This window comes from Variovorax sp. DAIF25, from assembly GCF_050711835.1.
Taxonomy (GTDB): Bacteria; Pseudomonadota; Gammaproteobacteria; order Burkholderiales; family Burkholderiaceae_C; genus Variovorax.
In genome coordinates this window covers 1,154,164-1,171,937 of record NZ_CP136636.1, presented here as the reverse complement: position 1 = coordinate 1,171,937, position 17,774 = coordinate 1,154,164, and the positions used below count along the sequence as shown (strand labels likewise).

The 17,774-nt window shown below is 71.7% G+C and carries 16 protein-coding genes; 3 read left to right on the top strand and 13 right to left on the bottom strand.

Annotated features, from left to right (window positions below; genetic code table 11):
* Positions 1-19: 19 nt before the first annotated feature.
* The 5 genes from htpX to pyrC all read right to left on the bottom strand — a co-directional run bounded on the left by htpX (position 20) and on the right by pyrC (position 4,598).
* Complete coding sequence (gene htpX / locus R0232_RS05280) at positions 20-892, bottom strand: protease HtpX (protein ID WP_093355574.1); 873 nt, start codon at positions 890-892, stop codon at positions 20-22.
* A gap of 182 nt (positions 893-1,074) precedes the next feature.
* Positions 1,075-1,827, bottom strand: coding sequence for a DUF3025 domain-containing protein (locus R0232_RS05275; RefSeq protein ID WP_431511455.1), 753 nt, complete (start codon positions 1,825-1,827; stop codon positions 1,075-1,077).
* 11 nt (positions 1,828-1,838) lie between these two features.
* Positions 1,839-2,690: an NYN domain-containing protein gene (locus tag R0232_RS05270; RefSeq protein ID WP_431511454.1), complete on the bottom strand. Its 852-nt coding sequence runs from the start codon at positions 2,688-2,690 to the stop codon at positions 1,839-1,841.
* A 61-nt stretch (positions 2,691-2,751) separates the two neighbouring features.
* Complete coding sequence (locus tag R0232_RS05265; protein WP_431511453.1) at positions 2,752-3,567, bottom strand: NYN domain-containing protein; 816 nt, start codon at positions 3,565-3,567, stop codon at positions 2,752-2,754.
* Positions 3,567-4,598 (bottom strand): dihydroorotase, encoded by a 1,032-nt coding sequence (pyrC, locus tag R0232_RS05260; RefSeq protein WP_431511452.1) that lies wholly within the window; start codon positions 4,596-4,598, stop codon positions 3,567-3,569. Before pyrC ends, R0232_RS05265 begins: the two co-directional genes overlap by 1 nt.
* Before the next feature lie 200 nt (positions 4,599-4,798).
* Here pyrC and R0232_RS05255 point away from each other — a divergent pair, with 200 nt between their 5' ends.
* A complete protein-coding gene (locus R0232_RS05255; RefSeq protein ID WP_431511451.1) occupies positions 4,799-6,625 on the top strand; it encodes an ATP-binding response regulator in 1,827 nt (608 codons plus the stop codon).
* A 12-nt stretch (positions 6,626-6,637) separates the two neighbouring features.
* Here the strand turns inward: R0232_RS05255 and R0232_RS05250 are convergent, their stop codons facing one another.
* From R0232_RS05250 to R0232_RS05230, 5 genes are all read right to left on the bottom strand, one after another.
* On the bottom strand, positions 6,638-8,080 hold the full coding sequence (locus tag R0232_RS05250) for a UdgX family uracil-DNA binding protein (protein WP_431511450.1): 1,443 nt from the start codon (positions 8,078-8,080) through the stop codon (positions 6,638-6,640).
* Between the two features lie 11 nt (positions 8,081-8,091).
* Positions 8,092-9,345: a putative DNA modification/repair radical SAM protein gene (locus R0232_RS05245; protein ID WP_431511449.1), complete on the bottom strand. Its 1,254-nt coding sequence runs from the start codon at positions 9,343-9,345 to the stop codon at positions 8,092-8,094.
* A 105-nt stretch (positions 9,346-9,450) separates the two neighbouring features.
* Positions 9,451-10,134: a 4-carboxy-4-hydroxy-2-oxoadipate aldolase/oxaloacetate decarboxylase gene (ligK, locus tag R0232_RS05240; protein ID WP_431511448.1), complete on the bottom strand. Its 684-nt coding sequence runs from the start codon at positions 10,132-10,134 to the stop codon at positions 9,451-9,453.
* Entirely contained in the window at positions 10,127-11,197 is a 1,071-nt protein-coding gene (locus R0232_RS05235; RefSeq protein ID WP_431511447.1) for an amidohydrolase family protein, read from the bottom strand. Before R0232_RS05235 ends, ligK begins: the two co-directional genes overlap by 8 nt.
* Before the next feature lie 16 nt (positions 11,198-11,213).
* Entirely contained in the window at positions 11,214-12,197 is a 984-nt protein-coding gene (locus tag R0232_RS05230; protein ID WP_431511446.1) for a Bug family tripartite tricarboxylate transporter substrate binding protein, read from the bottom strand.
* A 108-nt stretch (positions 12,198-12,305) separates the two neighbouring features.
* On the opposite strand from R0232_RS05230, the gene R0232_RS05225 reads away from it, so the two are divergent.
* Together R0232_RS05225 and R0232_RS05220 are read left to right on the top strand one after the other, a co-directional pair.
* On the top strand, positions 12,306-13,079 hold the full coding sequence (locus tag R0232_RS05225; RefSeq protein ID WP_431511445.1) for an IclR family transcriptional regulator: 774 nt from the start codon (positions 12,306-12,308) through the stop codon (positions 13,077-13,079).
* Positions 13,080-13,411: 332 nt separating this feature from the next.
* Positions 13,412-14,656 (top strand): hypothetical protein, encoded by a 1,245-nt coding sequence (locus R0232_RS05220; RefSeq protein WP_431511444.1) that lies wholly within the window; start codon positions 13,412-13,414, stop codon positions 14,654-14,656.
* An 18-nt stretch (positions 14,657-14,674) separates the two neighbouring features.
* Here R0232_RS05220 and R0232_RS05215 read toward each other — a convergent pair whose 3' ends face one another.
* Genes R0232_RS05215 through leuC form a run of 3 tightly spaced genes read right to left on the bottom strand, consistent with a single transcriptional unit; the run spans position 14,675 to position 17,774 of the window.
* The gene (locus tag R0232_RS05215; RefSeq protein WP_431511443.1) at positions 14,675-15,697 is read right to left on the bottom strand and encodes a tripartite tricarboxylate transporter substrate binding protein; all 1,023 of its coding nucleotides are present in this window, start codon (positions 15,695-15,697) and stop codon (positions 14,675-14,677) included.
* Positions 15,694-16,371, bottom strand: coding sequence for a 3-isopropylmalate dehydratase small subunit (gene leuD, locus R0232_RS05210; RefSeq protein WP_431511442.1), 678 nt, complete (start codon positions 16,369-16,371; stop codon positions 15,694-15,696). The genes R0232_RS05215 and leuD overlap by 4 nt, the downstream gene beginning before the upstream one ends.
* Positions 16,368-17,774 carry a 3-isopropylmalate dehydratase large subunit gene (gene leuC / locus R0232_RS05205; RefSeq protein WP_431511441.1) on the bottom strand — a complete coding sequence of 469 codons (1,407 nt, stop codon included), beginning with the start codon at positions 17,772-17,774 and terminating at the stop codon, positions 16,368-16,370. The genes leuD and leuC overlap by 4 nt, the downstream gene beginning before the upstream one ends.

Sequence of the window (17,774 nt, the reverse complement as noted above, 5' to 3'; positions counted from 1 at the left end):
GTCGTCCGGATGAGCGTGCTCAGCGCGCGTTCTGCAGCGCGGCGATGCGCTCCTCGATCGGCGGATGGGTGGCGAACAGCTTGCCCATGGCGCCGGTGATGCCCATGGCCTCGACCGCCTTCGGCAGTTCGCCGGCCGGCAGGCCGCCCAGGCGCGCGAGCGCGTTGACCATCGGCTGGCGGTTGCCCATCAGCGCGGCGGCGCCGGCGTCGGCGCGGAACTCGCGCTGGCGCGAGAACCAGGCCACCACGATCGCGGCGGCGAAGCCCAGCACGATGTCGAGCACGATGGTGCTCACGTAGTAGCCGATGCCGGGGCCCGAGGAACGGTCGTCGCCGCGGCGCAGGAAGCTGTCGACCGCGTAGCCGATCACGCGCGAGAGGAACACGACGAAGGTGTTCATCACGCCCTGGATCAGCGTCATCGTGACCATGTCGCCGTTGGCGATGTGCGCCACCTCGTGGCCGATCACGGCCTCGACCTCCTCGCGCGTCATGTTCTGCAGCAGGCCGGTGGACACCGCCACCAGCGAGGAGTTCTTGAACGCGCCGGTCGCGAAGGCATTGGGCTCGCCCTCGAAGATGCCGACCTCGGGCATGCCGATGCCGGCCTTGTCGGCGAACTTGCGCACCGTGCCGACGATCCAGGCCTCGTCGGGCGACTGGGGGTTGTCGATCATGCGCAGGCCGGCGGTCCACTTGGCCATCGGCTTGCTGATCAGCAGCGAGATGATCGCGCCGCCGAAGCCCATGATCAGCGCGAAGCCGAGCAGGGCCGTGAGGTTCAGCCCGTTGGCCGTGAGGAAGCGATTGACGCCGAGCAGGCTGGCGACCACGCCGAGCACCGCGACGACCATCACATTGGTCAGGACGAACAGAAGGATACGTTTCAAGTTGAATTCTCCGTGGGGGAACGCTGCCGACCAGATGAGGGCCCTGCGGCCCGCTTCAAGCCGTTCCTGCCGCGTCCGCCTCCCTGCCTGGGTTGTTGTTGGTTCTGGAAGAAGGCGTCGCGCGCGGCCGTGCGGCGGCAGGCGGGTAGACAGATGATAGGAGCAAAAGTTCTAGCCACCCGCTATCCGGGCCCCGCCGCGGGGGATTCGGCGGCGCTCCGCGCGGGACGGAAGACCTGGGCATCGGCATAGAAATCGGGCGCCTCGTTGCCGGCCCACCAGCCCGGCACGCCGAGCACCGGCAGCGGCACGAAGGGCTTGGTGGCGAGCCAGGCGGGGTCGAGGCGACGCGCGAGCGCCTCGTCGTCCAGCCCGTCGATGCCTTCGGTCAGCAGCACATGCGCCGTGGCGGCCTTGCGCGGCGACACCAGCTTCTCGAGCAGCGCATGGCCGAACACGCGCAGCCGCGCCTGCGCCCACAGCCCGCGCCGCGCGACGAACAGCGCCGGCCAGTCGCGCGCGGCCAGCGCGCGCCACAGTTCGGGCGGCGCCTCGAGCAGCGCGCCGTTCTCGTCGAACAGCGTGAGCGCGTCGCGCAGCGGCCCGCGCGTTGCGCCGACGCCGGCGCGTTCGATCTCCGTGGCCTGCAGTTCGTTGAGACGGCGCTTGGCCCGCGGAAAGGCGCGCCACACGAGGCCGTTGAAGAAGTCGTGCAGGTTGTCGCGCGTGGGCACGGTGCCGGTCTCGAAGACGTGGGCCTCGTAGGCCCGGCCCGCGGGCAGCGCGTGCTGCGGCACGAAGGCCGGCGGCCCCGCGCCCTGCAGCGCCTGCGCCACCGGCAGGCCTTGCGCGATGGCGCCGGCCGCCGCCTCGCCCTGCACGCGGTAGGGCGCGAGCCAGGGCCGGGTCCAGTCGATCGCGGCCGTGCCCGCCATCGCCGGCAGGATCAGGCGGCGTCCGCGCCCGTCCAGCGGATGCGGTCGGGATGCTGCGTGAGCTTGAACTCGGCCGTGAGCTTGTCGAACAGCTTGAGCGAGCTGCCGTTCTTGCCGAGCAGGCCCGCGGCGCGCAGCGCCTTCGCCACCTCGTTGAGCGGCACGTCGGTGCCGGCGCGCAGCGCGGGCGCGGCACGCAGCACGAACTCGGCGGCCTCGGAGGTCTCGGGCACGCGCGCCGGTGCGGGCGCGGGCGGCACCGGCACGGCGGCCGCGACCGCGGGCGCCGCGGCCTTCGCCACCTTCTTGGCGGCGGTCTTCCTCGCGGTCTTGGCCGCGGCCTTCTTCGCCGGTGCCTTCTTGGCCGGCGCCGTCTTCGCGACGGCCTTCTTCGCCGCCGTCTTCTTCGCGGGCACGGTGCGCGCGGCCGGCGCCACGCCGTGGTGCGCGAGGTCCATGAAGCTGTCGTAGATCCCGACCGTCTCCTCGCCCGTCTTGCCCTGCTGGCCGATGCCGCAGACGCGGCAGCCCTTCTCGCGCAGCCGGATCACCAGCGGCGCGAAGTCGGAATCGGAGGACACCAGCACCACCACGTCGGGCCGCTCGGCGATCGCGAGGTCGATCGCGTCGACCGACAGCGCGATGTCGGTGCTGTTCTTGCCGGCCGAGAGGTTGACCATCGGCCGCACCGACAGCCGCTTGAACAGCGCCTGCCGGTTCACGGCCATCTCGGCATTGCAGTAGGCGCGGCGCACGTGGATGGCGCCGTACTCGTCCATCGTGCGCTGCACGGCCTGCTCGATCACATCGGCCGAGACGTTGTCGGCGTCGATCAGCAGCATCACGCGAAGGTTGGAAGTCATGGGAGGTTTGAATGGTTGGATCTAGGGCCGGGGCAATCGCCCCATGGCGGCCGGGCAACACTCAGCCGCGGTATCTGACCGTGTTCGGCTGGTGCTCGGGCTTCAATTCGAACTGCGCAGGATGGCGCCGGAACAGCAGGATAGGTTTTGCATTGGGCGCGAGCACGCCGCCGTCGCGCAGCCTCTGGGCGATCTGGCTCAGGTGCAGGGGCTTCTTGTGCTTGAGCTCGGGCAGGATCGACAGGATCTTTTTGATCGAAGGTCCGGACACCGGCGTCGCGGCGACCTTCGGAGGGTTCGCCGCCTTGGCCGCCGGCATCGGGCTCGCAACGGAGGGCTCGGGCATCTGCACCACCGACTCTTGCCCAATCGATGGCTGGGGAGGCTGCGGTAGCGGTGCTGCCGAGGTGGCGTCGCCCTGCGCCTCCACCACGTCCAGCAGCACGACGCCGTCGTAGAAGCTGTCCGGGTTCGCGAATATCTTGTTGGCCAGGCTGTAGCAGAGAACCTTGCAGCCCTTCTCCCGCAACCAGATGGCGAGCGGCACGAAATCCGCGTCGCCCGAGCAGATGGCGACGATGTCGATGTCGTTGGTGCACACCGCCTCCACCGCGTCGATCACCAGCGCGCTGTCCGTCGTGGTCTTGTCGACGATGAGGTTCGCCACCGGCCGGACGCCGTGCTTCCAGAGGACGGCATGGATGCTCTTGAGGCTCTCGGGCCGCCCATAGGCACGCCTGTAGGTGATGCGATCGGCCAGCGACCGCAACGCCAGCAGGACGTGATCGAGCGCGGTGGGATCGTTCAGATTGTCGGCATCGATGAACACGGCCAGGTTCTTGGCCGCGGTGTTCGTCGGCGTGCCGACAACGGCCATTACACGAGCTTCCAGCTCACCGTCTCGCCGCCGCGCAGCGGCTTGAGCGTGGCGTCGCCGTAGGGCACGGTCTCGGGCACGGTCCAGCTCTCGCGCTTCAGCGTGACGCTGTCGGCATGGCGAGGCAGGCCGTAGAAGTCGGGACCGTGGAAGCTCGCGAAGCCCTCGAGCTTGTCGAGCGCGTTGGCGTTGTCGAAGGCCTCGGCATAGAGCTCGATGGCGGTCAGCGCGGTGTAGCAGCCGGCGCAGCCCAGCGCATGTTCCTTCAGGTGCGCGGGATGCGGCGCGCTGTCGGTGCCGAGGAAGAAGCGGTCGCTGCCGCTGGTGGCGGCCTCGACCAGCGCCACGCGATGCGTCTCGCGCTTGAGCACCGGCAGGCAGTAGTAATGCGGGCGGATGCCGCCGGTGAAGATGGCGTTGCGGTTGTACAGCAGGTGGTGCGCGGTGATGGTGGCGGCCGTGAAGCGGTCGGCGTCGCGCACGTAGTGGGCGCCCTCCTTCGTGGTCAGGTGCTCGAACACCACCTTGAGCTCGGGGAAGTCGCGGCGCAGCGGGATCATCACGCGGTCGACGAACACGGCCTCGCGGTCGAACAGGTCGATCGCGGGATCGGTGACCTCGCCGTGCACCAGCAGCAGCAGGCCGTGCTTCTGCATCGCCTCGAGCGTCTTGTAGGTCTTGCGGATGTCGGTCACGCCGGCATCGCTGTTGGTGGTGGCGCCGGCCGGGTAGAGCTTGAGCGCGCGCACGCCGGCCTCGGCGGCCAGCGCGATCTCCTCGGGCGGCAGCTTGTCGGTCAGGTAGAGCGACATCACGGGTTCGAAGGCGCTGCCCTCGGGCACCGCGGCGCGGATGCGGTCGCGGTAGGCCACGGCCTGGGCGGCGGTGGTCACGGGGGGACGCAGGTTCGGCATGATCAGCGCGCGGCCGAACTGGCGCGCGCTGTGGGGCACGACGGCTTCGAGGGCGGCGCCATCGCGCACGTGCAGGTGCCAGTCGTCGGGGCGGGTGATCGTGAGGGTGTCAGTCATGGCGCGGCGATTGTCGCACCCGCCCTCACGCACCGTGTGGACGCCCGGGCCGGGCATGACTTTGGGCACTTACCATGGGGCGAGGGGGCCGCCTAGGATGCGCCGATGACCATGCCGGCCTGCATCACCGGCAGCCGACCATCGGCCCGGCCGGGCCGCGAACGCAAGACGGGGGAACCACCCCGCAGGGGGACTGCTTGATGAAAGACACGCTGCCGGGACGCCTGGCACGGGACGCCACGCTCGAGCTGCGCGTGCTGCGCGAGCACCTGGCCTCGGTCTATGCCGGCCACACGACGGCGATCGCCGCGCACGGCGTCTTCGCGCTCGCGATCGGCGTCTTCGGCTACTTCAACGTGGCGCCCGGGCACCGCGCGCTGGTGCTGGGCATCATCACGACCATCGTGCTGATGGACCTGTACGTGCTGCTGTCGCGGCGCTGGACGCCCGAGGTGCCGCTGGCCGACAGCCCGCGCTGGGCGCGCCGCTACACCGTCCACGTCACGCTGGTCAGCACGATGACCGCGCCGTGCAGCCTGTTCCTGGTGGCGCTGCAGAGCCCCGCGATGACCACCTTCGTGACGGTCGTGATCATGGGCAGCTGGACCCGCGCGGTGCAGGCGCGCTGGCCGCTCAAGGGCGCGATGTTCGGCTACGGCATCCCGATGATGAGCGGGCTGATCGTCGCGCTGGCCTGGTACGGCAGCATGCTGAACTGGTTCCTCGCCGGCTTCGCGCTGCTCAACCTGGTGCTCACGCTGCGCGAGGGCGTGAAGCAGAACGAGCGCCTGACGGCCTCGCTGATCCTGCAGTTCGAGAACGAGGCGCTGGCCGCCCAACTGCGCGAGCAGGTCGCGGCCACCGAGCGCGCGAGCGCCGAGAAGACCCGCTTCCTGGCCGCCGCCAGCCACGACCTGCGCCAGCCCATGCATGCGATCGCGCTGTTCGGCGCGGCGCTGGGCAGCACGCTGCGCCGGCGGCCCGAGATCCAGAACGTGGAGCGGCTGATGCGCGCGGTCGATGCGCTGGGCGCCTCGCTCGACACCATGCTCGACATCTCGCGCCTCGACGCGGGCGTGGTCCAGGCGGCGCCGCGCGCGCTGTCGCTCGATGCCCTGCTGATCCCGCTGCACCACACCTTCTCGGCGCAGGCCGAACGCAAGCGGCTGCAGCTGCGCGTGCGCGCCAGCGGCCTGTGGATCCACAGCGATCCGCAGCTGCTCTACCGCATGCTGTCGAACCTGGTCGACAACGCGCTCAAGTACACGACGCAGGGCGGCGTCACGGTGATCGCGCGCCCGCGCGGCGACCAGGCGTGGATCGAGGTGCGCGACACCGGCATCGGCATCGCGCCCGAGCAGCGCGACCGCATCTTCGAGGAGTTCTACCAGGTCGACAACCTCGGGCGCGACCGCTCGCGCGGCCTGGGCATCGGCCTGTCGATCGTGCAGCGGCTCTCGCGCCTGCTCGGCCATCGCATCGAGCTGCGCTCGCACATCGGGCGCGGCACGCGCTTTCGGGTCGTGCTGCCGCTCGCCGAAGCCTCGGAAGCCTCGGCGGGCGCCTTCAGTCCGCTCGACCTCGAGCTGCCGGTGCGCCAGCGCTTCGAGGTGCCGGCGCTGCGTGGCCGCGTGCTGCTGATCGACGACGAGGAGGAGATCCGCAAGGCCATGACCGAGCTCATGAGCGCCTACGGCATCGAGGTCGCGGCGGTGGCCGACGAGGCCGAGGCGGTGGCGCTGCTGACCGGGCCCGAGGCGCAGGACCCGCCGGTCGCGCTGCTGCTGTGCGACTACCGGCTGTCGAGCGGCGTCGACGGGCTCGAGCTCGGCCTGCGCCTGCGCGAACGCTTCCAGCTCGACGCGCCGATGCTGCTGATCACCGGCGAGACCGCGCCCGAGCGGCTGCAGCGCGTGCGCGCCTCGGGCGTGCCGGTGCTGTTCAAGCCCGTGACCGCGGCCATGCTGATGCAGGCCATGGCCGAACTGGTGCCGGCCGAACGCCGCATCGAAGAGCCGGACGCCTGAGCCCGGCGGGCTTCAGGCCACGGGCGCCGTGTCGCGCGCGCGGGCCAGTTCCTCGCGCCAGCGCGCATGGGCCGCCTCGCGCTCCTCGTCGGGCAGCCGCAGCAGCGCCGCCGGATGCAGCGTCACGAACACCGGCCGCCCGTCCGCGCGCTCGTGCAGCCAGGCACCGCGCTCGGCCTGCACCGCCACCGGTCGGCCCAGCAGCGCGCGCGCCGCGGTGGCACCGAGCGCGACCAGCGACCGCGGCCGCACTAGCGCGATCTCGGCATCGAGCCAATGGGCGCAGGCCTCGGCCTCGCGCTGCCCCGGCGTCTTGTGGATGCGCCGCTTGCCGCGCAGCTCGTACTTGAAATGCTTCACGGCATTGGCGAGGTAGACGCCCTCGCGCGCCCAGCCGAGCTGCGCCATCGCGCGCTCGAGCAACTGGCCGGCCGGGCCGACGAAGGGCCGGCCCGCGAGGTCCTCCTGGTCGCCGGGCTGCTCGCCGACCAGCATGTGGCGCGGCGCGAGCGGCCCTTCGCCGCACACGGCCTGGGTGGCCTGCGCGCCGATCGGGCAGGCGCGGCAGGCATGGGCGGCCGCGCGCAGTTCGCCGAGGTCGGCCGGCGCCACGCCCTCGGCCGGCCGCGCGTGCAGCGCCATCGGCGCGCGGATGCGCCGCGCGGGCGTGGCCGGCGCCTCGATCATCGACTGGCTGCGCGCATCGGCCGCGTCGGCCAGCGGCTGGATCAGCGCGGCCTCGGGCAGGTTGTGCCAGTAGCGGCGCGGCATCTCGCGCTGCATGGTCGCGAACTTGAGCCGCGCCGGATTGAAGATGTGGGCGTAGTAGGTGAGCCAGAGCCGTTCGCCGGCATCGGGCGGCGGCTTCTCGCGGCGGTCGGCGCCCGCGCGGAACGACAGCGCGTGGCCATCCCATTCGACGCAGCGCTCGGGCGTGAGGATGGCCCAGCGCATCTGCGCGAAGCGGCGCGCGAAGAAGTCGGCATTGGCCTCGACGATGCGGTGCTCGGGCTCGAACCACGCGACATGGCGCTCGAGCCCGTCGTCGTCCGTGACCTGCGTGAAGCGCACGAAGGCGCGCATCTTGTGGATGTCGCGGTGCACGGCCTTGGCCATGCGCTGCGCCCGCATCATGTCGGCGTCGAGCGGATCGTGGCGCAGCGCGGGTTCGTGCGCGAGGCGCCAGAGCAGGCGGTAGAGCAGCGCGAAGCGCTGGGGATCGCGGTGCAGGATCACGTCGGCGCACAGCGCGACGAAGGCCGCCGGCACGGGCTGCATCGCCGCGGTCGACGGTGCGATCGCTTGCTCGGGCACATCGCCGAACAGGCCCTCCCCGCCATCGGGCCGCGCCACGCCCCACTCGACCCGCTCGGGCGGCACGCCATCGGCCAGCAGTTGCCGCGCGCGGCGCCGGAAACCGTCGAGGTCGACCGCGTCGTCGAGCCGCACCTGCATGGCGATGGCGCTCAGAACAGCGAGGCCTGCTGCGCCGGCTCGGCGCGCGCCGAAGCCGCCATCGCCCCGGCCGCGGGCCGGTGCCCGTCGGCCACCACGAAGGGCAGCACCTTGCGCGCGGGCACGTGCAGCCGCCGCAGGTCGTCGGCGCGCACGCGGCGCACGCGCCGCGCCTGCAGCAACCGATCGACCGCCTTCACGCCCAGGCCCGGCACGCGCAGCAGCAGCTCGCGCGGCGCATGGTTGAGGTCGACCGGAAAACGCTCCGCATGCGCGAGCGCCCAGGCCATCTTGGGATCGACGTCGAGCCGCAGCAGGCCGTCGCGCTCGGCCACGATCTCGCCGTGCTCGAAGCCGTAGAAGCGCATCAGCCAGTCGGCCTGGTAGAGCCGGTGCTCGCGCAGCAGCGGCGGCGCGGCCAGCGGCAGCGCGCGCGCCGCGTCGGGGATCGGGCTGAAGGCCGAGTAGTAGACGCGGCGCAGCCGGTATGCGCCGTAGAGCGTGGCGCTGGTCGCGAGGATGGCGCGGTCGTCGGTGGCGTCGGCACCCACGATCATCTGCGTGCTCTGGCCCGCGGGCGCGAACGGCGGCGGCTTCGCGGCCACCGGCGCCGCGCCCGGCAGCGCGCGGATCGGCACCACGCGGCGCGCCTCCTCGCGCGTGTCGTCGATCTGCAAGCGCAGCCGCGCCATCGAGCGGCGGATCGCGCTCTCGTCCTTCTCGGGCGCCAGCGCCTGCAGGCCCTCGGTGGTCGGCATCTCGACGTTGATGCTGAGCCGGTCGGCATAGCGGCCGGCGCGCGCGATCAGCTCGTCGCTGGCATCGGGAATGGTCTTGAGATGGATGTAGCCGCGGAAGTCGTGGTCCTCGCGCAGCGAGCGCGCGACCTCGACCACCTGCTCCATCGTGTGGTCGGGCGACTTGACGATGCCGCTCGAGAGGAACAGCCCCTCGATGCAGTTGCGGCGGTAGAAGTCGAGCGTGAGCTGCACCACCTCGTCGGCGCGGAAACGCGCGCGCGGCACGTTGCTCGAGGCGCGGTTCACGCAATAGAGGCAGTCGTACTGGCAGTGGTTGGTCAGCAGCACCTTGAGCAGCGAGATGCAGCGGCCGTCGGGCGCATAGCTGTGGCAGATGCCCATGCCCTCGGTCGAGCCGATGCCGCGCCCGCCCACCGAGTCGCGCGGCTGCGAGCCGCTCGACGCGCAGGAGGCGTCGTACTTGGCGGCGTCGGCCAGGATGGCGAGCTTGTGCTGGAGGTCCATGAGGTGGGCGGAGAACACTGTACGTTTATACAGATGTTAACCGTACCGTCGCCCCGATGGCCCTGCGGCCATGCGCGCGGGTCGGGCATTGCCCGCCCCGCCGCCTCAGTCGATGTAGCGCAGCCCCGCCGCCGCCAGCGCCGGCCGCATGTCGTACATGTCGAGCCCGAGCACGCCGCTCGCGAGCTTCTCGCGCTTCGACGTCTCCAGCGCCTCGCGCTGGCGCGCCTTCTCGAGCGTGGCCGCGGCCATCGCGCGCGGAACGCAGACCACGCCGTCGTCGTCGGCCACGATCGCGTCGCCGGGCTGCACCGACATGCCGGCGCAGACCACGGGGATGTTGACCGAGCCCAGCGTGGCCTTCACGCAGCCCTTGCTGCTGATGGCCTTGCTCCAGACCGGAAAGCCCATCTGCTGCAGCGTGCGCACGTCGCGCACGCCGCCGTCGATCACCAGCGCGCGCGCGCCGCGGGCCTGGAAGCTGGTGGCCAGCAGGTCGCCGAAGAAGCCGTCGCTGCTCGGCGCGGTGACGGCCGCCACCACGATGTCGCCGGGGCGGATCTGCTCGGCCGCAACGTGCAGCATCCAGTTGTCGCCCGGATGCAGCAGCACGGTGACGGCGCTGCCGCTGACCTGCGCGCCCGGATAGATCGGCCGCATGTACGGCGCGAGCAGGCCGACCCGGCCCATGGCCTCGTGCACCGTGGCCGAGCCCAGGGCCGCGAGGGCATCGACGACCTGCGCGTCGGCGCGTTCGATGTGGCGATGGACGACGCCGAGTTCATGCATGACGGGCTCCTTGCGTGGAATGGGACGAGGGATCGAACCGCTGGCCGCGCGCATTCAGCTGCGCATCGAGCCGCGGAAAGACGCGGCGCGCATTGCCTTCGTAGACCTGCGCGCGCTGCTCGGCGCTCAGCGCGGCCGCTTCGATGTAGCGTCGCGTGTCGTCGTAGAAGTGGCCGGTCTCGGGATCGATGCCGCGCACGGCGCCGATCATCTCGGAGGCGAACAGGATGTTTTCGGCCGGGATCACGCGCGCGAGCAGGTCGATGCCCGGCTGGTGGTAGACGCAGGTGTCGAAGAACAGGTTCTTCAGCAGGTGCTGCGCGAGCGGCGGCTTCTTCATCTCCTGCGCCAGGCCACGAAAGCGCCCCCAGTGGTAGGGCGCGGCGCCGCCGCCGTGCGGGATCACGAAGCGCAGGGTGGGGAAATCCGCGAACAGATCGCCCTGGATGCACTGCATCACGGCCGTGGTGTCGGCATTGAGGTAGTGCGCGCCCGTGGTGTGGAAGCAGGCGTTGCAGCTGGTGCTCACGTGGATCATGGCCGGCACGTCGAGCTCGACCATCTTCTCGTACAGCGGATACCAGTGGCGGTCGGTCAGCGGCGGGCTGTTCCAGAAGCCGCCCGAGGGATCGGGGTTGAGGTTGACGCCGACGAAGCCGTAGTCGCGCACGCAGCGCTCGAGCTCGGCGATGCACGAGGCGATGGGCACGCCCGGCGACTGCGGCAGCATCGCCGCGCCCGCGAAGCGCTCGGGAAACATCGCGCTCACGCGGTGGCACAGCTCGTTGCAGATCGCGGCCCAGGTCGAGGACACGGCGAAGTCGCCGACGTGGTGGGCCATGAAGCTCGCGCGCGGGCTGAAGATGGTGAGGTCGATGCCGCGCTCGTCCATCAGCCGCAGCTGGTTGCCCTCGATGGACTCGCGCAGCTCGTCGTCGCCGATGCGCAGCTCGGACGCGGCCGGCGCGGGCCGCCCCGTGCCGAAGGCCTCGACCTGGCGCCGGCGCCAGGCCTCGAGCGCGGCCGGCGCGGTGGTGTAGTGGCCGTGGCAGTCGATGATCATGAAGTCGACGCCGTGCTCAGTCGGCCTTGATGTCGGCCGCGCGGATCACCTGCTCCCACTTGGCCGATTCGCTCTTGAGGAAGGCCGCGGCCTCCTGCGGGCTCGAGGGCGTGATGACCGCGCCGAGCGCGCCCAGCTTCTCGCGCGTGCCGGCATCGGCCAGCGCCTTGCGCGTCTCGGCATTGAGCTTGGCGACCACCTCGGGCGCGGTGCCGGCCGGCGCGAGCAGCGTCCACCAGACGCTGGCATCGAAGTTCGGCAGGCCGGCCTCGGCCATGGTGGGCACGTTCGGCAGCATCGGCGCGCGCTGGGCGCCGCTGACCGCCAGCGCGCGCAGCCGGCCCGACTGGATGTGCGGCAGCACCTCGAGCGGGTTCAGCAGCATGAACGAGGTGCGCCCGGCGATCAGGTCGACCAGCGCGGGCGAGCCGCCCTTGTAGGCCACGTGCAGCGCATCGAACTTGCCGACCGAGGCCAGCAGCGCGCCGGCCAGGTGGCCCGAGCTGCCGTTGCCGGCCGAGCCGTAGCTCATGTCGCCGGGCTTGGCGCGCGCGGCCGCGAGCAGCTCGGGCACGCTCTTGTAGGGCGCGCTGGCCGGCACCACCAGCACCAGCGGCGCATAGCCCAGGCGCGCCACGGCGACGAAGTCGCGCAGGCCGTTGAACGACAGCTTGGGATAGAGCGTGTTGTTGGTCACCACGCCGTTGGCCGCCACCAGCAGCGAATAGCCATCGGGCGCCGAGCGCGCGACGTTCTCGGTGCCGATGTTGGCGTTGGCACCGGGCCGGTTGTCGACGATCACCGGCTGGCCCATCTGCGTCGACAGCCGCTCGCCGACCACGCGGCCCACGGTGTCGACCGCGCCGCCGGCCGCGAAGGGCACGACCAGCCGGATCGCCTTGCTCGGATACGGCGCCTGCGCGAGCGCCAGCGAGGGCGCGGCGAGGCAGGCCAGGAAGAGCGCGCCAAGGCGGCGGCGCAGCGGGGCGGTGGATGTCATGAGCGGGTCTCCTGCGGATGTTCGAGCGATGGGGCCCAGTGCCCCAGGGAAGCCGCGAGCCTAGGATTCGCAACGCGGCCGCACAATGCCGTTCCACTCCGCGAAACGATGGCCTCCTCCGCACGCGCTTCCTCCCGCACCGCCAAGCCCGTGCCGCGCGCCGAGGGCGTGACCGCGGTGGCGCGCTCGCTCGCCATCCTCGATGCCTTCGGCACCGCCGACGCGCAGCTCGCGCTGGCCGAGATCGCGCGCCGCACCGCGCTCGCCAAGCCCACCGCGCTGCGGCTCGCGCGCACGCTGGCCGCGGCCGGCTACCTGGTGGCGCTCGAGGGCGGCGCCTGGCGCCTGGGCCCGGCGGCCGCGCGGCTGGGCGCGCGCTACCAGCGCGCCTTCGACCTGCGCAACGTGATCGAGCCGGCCCTGCAGCAACTGGCCGAGCGGACCGGCCACAGCGCCTCCTTCTTCGCGCTCGAGGAAGGCCAGCGCGTGCGCCTGTTGCGCGTGCGCGGCGCCGACGGCTTCGTGAGCCCGAGCCGCGTCGGCGAGCCGCTGCCGCTCGAGCGCGGCGCGGCTGGCCAGGTGATCCTCGCGTTCTCGGGCGCGCCGGGCGCCGCGCTCGACGCGATCCGCCGGCGCGGCCATCACCTGACCGTGGGCGAGGCCGACGCGGCCGCCGCGAGCGTGGCCGCGCCGGTGTTCGCCGCGCGCGGCACGGTGCTGGGCGCGCTCAGCGTGGCGGTGCCGGCCGACGCGGCCGCGGCCGGCGAGCTCGCGCGCCATGCGGCCACGCTGATGGAAGCCGCGCGCAGGTTGTCGGATGCGCTCGCGGCCACGCGCTACGAGCCGCTCGAAGGCCGCGCGCGCAACCTTTGGCATCCCTGAACGCGGGCGCTCGGGCCGGGCTTCCACACTTGTTTTCCTGCAGGGCCACGGCTAGGATTTCCGCGCTGTTTCGATATGTACCAGCGCGATCGCCCATCCGCAGGCGGGTCGCCGGCTCCAGCACGAGAAGAAAAAATACGTGCGGATGCTTCGGTCGTGGAACAGCACGGGAGGAGGTTGGTCTGCGACCGACATCCAAGGCAGATCAATCTTGCAAAGGTAGGGAAGAAATGAAGAAGCGCTATGCCGCCTCATGGGGCGCGTTCGTTCTGTCGTCGTTGTTGGCCGCTTGCGGTGGTGGGGGTGGCGGAGGCGGTGGCGGTTTTCCGGGGGTGGGACTGCCCCCGGGCGGTGGCGGCGACACGCCGCAGCCGAATCCCGCGGGTGCCTGGCTGACCTTCAATCCGTCGCGCGTCGAACTCTCGCTGCTGCCCAATTCGCCCACGAGCTTCAACGTCGTCGCGACCTCGACCAAGGTCATCTCGGCACCCGTGAACGTCGCCATCATCGACACCAAGGGCGTCATCACCAACCAGACCAGGATCTCGAGTTCCGGCCTGACCTACACCGCCACGTTGAACACCAACCCCGCACTCGCCGCGGGCACGCACACGGGCAACTTCGAGATCCGGGTCTGCTACGACGCCAATCCGCTGGTCTGCAGCCAGCCGGTCGAGGGCTCGCCCTGGCAACTGCCCTACAAGATCACGGTGGCCGATCCGGCCTCGCTGCACTACGCGCGCTGGGAAACCGTCATAGAGATCGGGCCCAGCTTCCGCGACAACTTCGCGCTGAGCCACCGCAACGGCGCGCCCGTCGTGGTGACGGCCGGCACCTATGCCTCGCAAATGGCCACCTGGACCAGCGCCAACCTGGGCAACAGCTGGACCGAGGTCCCCACGAGCCGGCTGCCGCCGCTGAGCCGGGACTTCGCCCTCGCCAGCGACGGCAACGCGGTCTACCTGAGCGGCGGGGACGAGCCCATGGACCCGAACAATCACCTGAGCCACGTCTGGAAGTTCGACGGCACCAACTGGACGCAGAAGACCGCGGCCGCCGAGTTCCCGGGCCGCAGCGGCCACGTGATGGCCAAGGTCGGCAACGCGCTCTACGTGGTGGCCGGCAGCACCACCGCGGGCGACATGCGCAATGTCTGGCGCTCCGACAACGACGGCGCCAACTGGTCGCAGGTCGCGTCCAGCCTGCCCGCCGACCTCGGCAAGCCGACCTGCGCGCTGAACTGGAAGGGCTCGCTGCTGGTGGTGGGCGATCGGGTCGCGACCTCCACCGACGGTGCGACCTTCACGCTGACCGGCGGCTATCCGGAAACCTTCCCGAAGGGCAGCACGCAGTGCGCCGTGCTCGACAACCGGCTCTACATCAGCCCGAGCGACAACATCCTCAAGCAGCCGGTGCAGGACGTGGTCTCGACCACCGATCTGGTCAACTGGCAGATCGAGCGCCCCCGGGCGCAGACGGGCGCCGACGCCCCGGGCATGGCGGCCGTCGGCGGCCGGCTCATCGTGATCACGGGACGGGGAACGTCGTCGCTCGCCACCTATCGAACCGTGCCCTGATCCACGCGCTGCGGCCGGCTACTCCGCCTTCACGCCGGCCGCCTTCACCACCGGCGCCCACTTCACGATCTCGCTGCGGATCGTCGCCTCGAACTCGGACGCGCTCGAGCCCACGGGCTCGACGCTGAGTTCGGCCAGGCGCTGGCGCACCTCGGGCAGCTGGATCACCTTGACGATGTCGCCCGACAGCTTGGCCGCGATCGGTGCGGGGAGGCCGCGCGGCGCGACGAAGCCGAACAGGCTCTCGAGCGAATAGCCGGGGATGGTCTCGCCGACGGTCGGGTAGTCGGGGTAGATGCGGCTGCGCTTGGCATTGGTCACGGCCAGCACCTTGAGCTTGCCGGCCTTCACGTGCGGCAGCGCCGAGTCGAGCAGCACGAAGCCCACCTGCACGCGGCCGCTCAGCAGGTCGTTGTACGCGGGCGCGCTGCCGTTGTAGGGGATGTGGACCATGCCGGTCTCGGCGCGCACGTTCATCATCTCGCCCGCCAGGTGGGTGGCGGTGCCGATGCCCAGCGAGGCATAGCTGACCGAGCCCGGCTTGGCGCGCGCCTTCGCGATCAGCCCGGCCACGTCGTTGGCGGGGAACGAGGGAATGGCGACCAGCGCGATCACCGGGAAGCCCAGCAGGCTCAGCGGCGTGAAGTCTTTGGTGGCGTCGTAGGGCAGGTCGTTGCGCAGCGAGGGATTGATGGTGAAGGCGCTGATGACGATGCCGAAGGTGTAGCCGTCGGCCGGCGCCCGCGCGATGGCCTGGGTGCCGACGATGGTGCCGGCGCCGGGCTTGTTGTCGACGATCACGCTCTGGCGCCAGAGCTCGCCGAGCTTCTGCCCGAGCAAGCGGCCGATGACGTCGGTGGCGCCGCCCGGCGGCAGCGGGATCACCATCTTCACGGGATGCGAGGGGAAGGCGGAAGCGGGCTCCTGCGCCAGCGCGCGCAGCGGCAATGCGCCGCTCGCGGCGAGGGCGGCGCCGGCGCGCAGCAGGCCGCGGCGGGTGGCGGCTGCCGACGGCAGGCGCGGGGGTTGTTCGGACGTCACGGTGTCTCCTTATGGGTATGGGGGGCGGGGTCGTTGGTGAGGCTCGGGCGCCGGGCGCCGTCGAGGTGCAGCCAGGGATGCAGCGCCCTGTCGCGGCGCTGGAAGGCGTCGATCTCGGCGCTGCGCGCGAGCGTGAGTTCGAGGTCGTCGAGGCCGCGCAGCAGCCCCTCGCGGCGCCGCGGCGGCAAGGCGAAGGGCAGCGTCGGCAGGCCCTCGCGCCGCACGGTGCAGGCCTGCAGGTCGACCGTGAGCACGGCATCGGCGCCCTCGGCCACGGCGCGCGCGAGCACCTCCACCTGTGCGCGCGGCAGGCGCACCGGCAGCAGGCCGTTCTGGAAGCAGTTGCCCTGGAAGATGTCGCCGAAGCTCGGCGCGACGATGCAGCGGATGCCCAGCGCCATCAGCGCCCACACCGCGCCTTCGCGCGAGCTGCCGCAGCCGAAGTTGTCGCCGGCCAGCAGGATGCCCGCGCCGCGGTAGCGCGGCTGGTTCAGCACGCAGGCCGGGTCCTCGCTGCCGTCGGCGCGAAAGCGCAGCGCGGCGAGCGCATGGGGGCCGAGCTCCTCGCGCGGCACGCCGCCGAACAGCGGCTCGACGCGCACGATCAGGTCGGTGTCGATGTTGTCGCGCCACAGCGGCGCGGCGGTGGCCGTGAGCACGCCGAACGGGGTCATGGCCGGGCCTCCATGGCGCGCGGATCGACCAGGCAACCCGCGATGGCCGCGGCGGCCGCGAGCTGCGGGCTCGCGAGATGGGTGCGCGCACCCGGCCCCTGGCGGCCGACGAAGTTGCGGTTCGAGGTCGACACCACGCGCAGGCCCGGCGGCACGGCCTCGCCGTTGGCGGCCACGCACAGCGAGCAGCCCGACTCGCGCCACTCGAAGCCGGCGTCGAGGAACACCTGCGCCAGCCCTTCGGACTCGGCCTCGCGCTTGACCAGCTCCGAGCCCGGCACGATCCAGGCGCGCACGCCGCTCGCCACGCGCCGGCCGCGCACGGTCTCTGCCGCGAGCCGCAGGTCGGAGATGCGCGCATTGGTGCACGAGCCGATGAACACCCAGTCCACCGGCGTGCCCGCGATCGCGTCGCCGGCGCGCAGGCCCATGTAGTCGAGCGCGGCCTGCCGCGCGGCGCGCTGCGCCGGATCGCTGGCGGCCGTCGGGTCGGGAATGCGCGCGTCGATGCCGATGGTGTCCTGCGGGCTCGTGCCCCAGGTGACCTGCGGCACGACCTCCGACACGTCGATGCAGACCTCGCGGTCGAACACGGCGTCGTCGTCGCTGCGCAAGGTGGCCCATTGCGCCGCGGCCTGGTCCCACTGCGCACCGCTGGGCGCGAACGGGCGGCCGCGCACGTAGGCCAGCGTGCGCGCGTCGGGCGCGACGATGCCGAAGCGCCCGCCCATCTCCACCGACAGGTTGCACACCGTCATGCGCGCCTCGATGTCGAGCGCGTCGATGGCCGCGCCCGCGTACTCGACCGCGCAGCCCGAGGCGCCGGTGGCGCCGAGCCGGCCGATGGCATGCAGGATCAGGTCCTTCGCGCTGGTGCCCGCGGGCAGCGTGCCCTCGAAGCGGATGCGCATCTGGCGCGGGCGCTGCAGCACGATGGTCTGGGTCGCGGCCACGTGCTGGAACTCGGTGGCGCCGATGCCGAAGGCCAGCGCGCCGAGCGCGCCGTGGGTGCAGGTGTGGCTGTCGCTGCAGACCACCGAGGCGCCCGGCAGCGTGAGCCCGAGCTCGGGCCCGACCACGTGCACGATGCCCTGCCCCGGCTGGCCGACGTCGAACAGGCGGATGCCCTGCAGCCGCGTCTCGTGGCGCAGGTCGGCCAGGTAGCGGATGGCGTTGGGCGTGTGGCCCTCGCGGCCCGGCGCGGTCGACACCGTGTGGTCGGGCATCGCGAAGGTCAGCTCGGGATGGCGCACCGGCAGCCCGCGCCGGCGCAGCGCCGCGAGCGCCTTGCTGCCGGGGTCGCTGACCAGGTGGCGGTCGACATGCAGCAGCGAGAAGCCGCCGCCCAGGTCGGACACCACGTGGGCGTCCCATATCTTCTCGAAGAGCGTGCGGCCGGGCAT

Bases quoted from the DNA above. Each gene is read 5' to 3' on its own strand.
- R0232_RS05275 (WP_431511455.1), bottom strand. From the start codon at position 1,827: ATGGCGGGCACGGCCGCGATCGACTGGACCCGGCCCTGGCTCGCGCCC.
- R0232_RS05270 (WP_431511454.1), bottom strand. From the start codon at position 2,690: ATGACTTCCAACCTTCGCGTGATGCTGCTGATCGACGCCGACAACGTC.
- R0232_RS05265 (WP_431511453.1), bottom strand. From the start codon at position 3,567: ATGGCCGTTGTCGGCACGCCGACGAACACCGCGGCCAAGAACCTGGCC.
- pyrC (WP_431511452.1), bottom strand. From the start codon at position 4,598: ATGACTGACACCCTCACGATCACCCGCCCCGACGACTGGCACCTGCAC.
- R0232_RS05255 (WP_431511451.1), top strand. From the start codon at position 4,799: ATGAAAGACACGCTGCCGGGACGCCTGGCACGGGACGCCACGCTCGAG.
- R0232_RS05250 (WP_431511450.1), bottom strand. From the start codon at position 8,080: ATGCAGGTGCGGCTCGACGACGCGGTCGACCTCGACGGTTTCCGGCGC.
- R0232_RS05245 (WP_431511449.1), bottom strand. From the start codon at position 9,345: ATGGACCTCCAGCACAAGCTCGCCATCCTGGCCGACGCCGCCAAGTAC.
- ligK (WP_431511448.1), bottom strand. From the start codon at position 10,134: ATGCATGAACTCGGCGTCGTCCATCGCCACATCGAACGCGCCGACGCG.
- R0232_RS05235 (WP_431511447.1), bottom strand. From the start codon at position 11,197: ATGATCATCGACTGCCACGGCCACTACACCACCGCGCCGGCCGCGCTC.
- R0232_RS05230 (WP_431511446.1), bottom strand. From the start codon at position 12,197: ATGACATCCACCGCCCCGCTGCGCCGCCGCCTTGGCGCGCTCTTCCTG.
- R0232_RS05225 (WP_431511445.1), top strand. From the start codon at position 12,306: ATGGCCTCCTCCGCACGCGCTTCCTCCCGCACCGCCAAGCCCGTGCCG.
- leuD (WP_431511442.1), bottom strand. From the start codon at position 16,371: ATGACCCCGTTCGGCGTGCTCACGGCCACCGCCGCGCCGCTGTGGCGC.
- leuC (WP_431511441.1), bottom strand. From the start codon at position 17,774: ATGCCCGGCCGCACGCTCTTCGAGAAGATATGGGACGCCCACGTGGTG.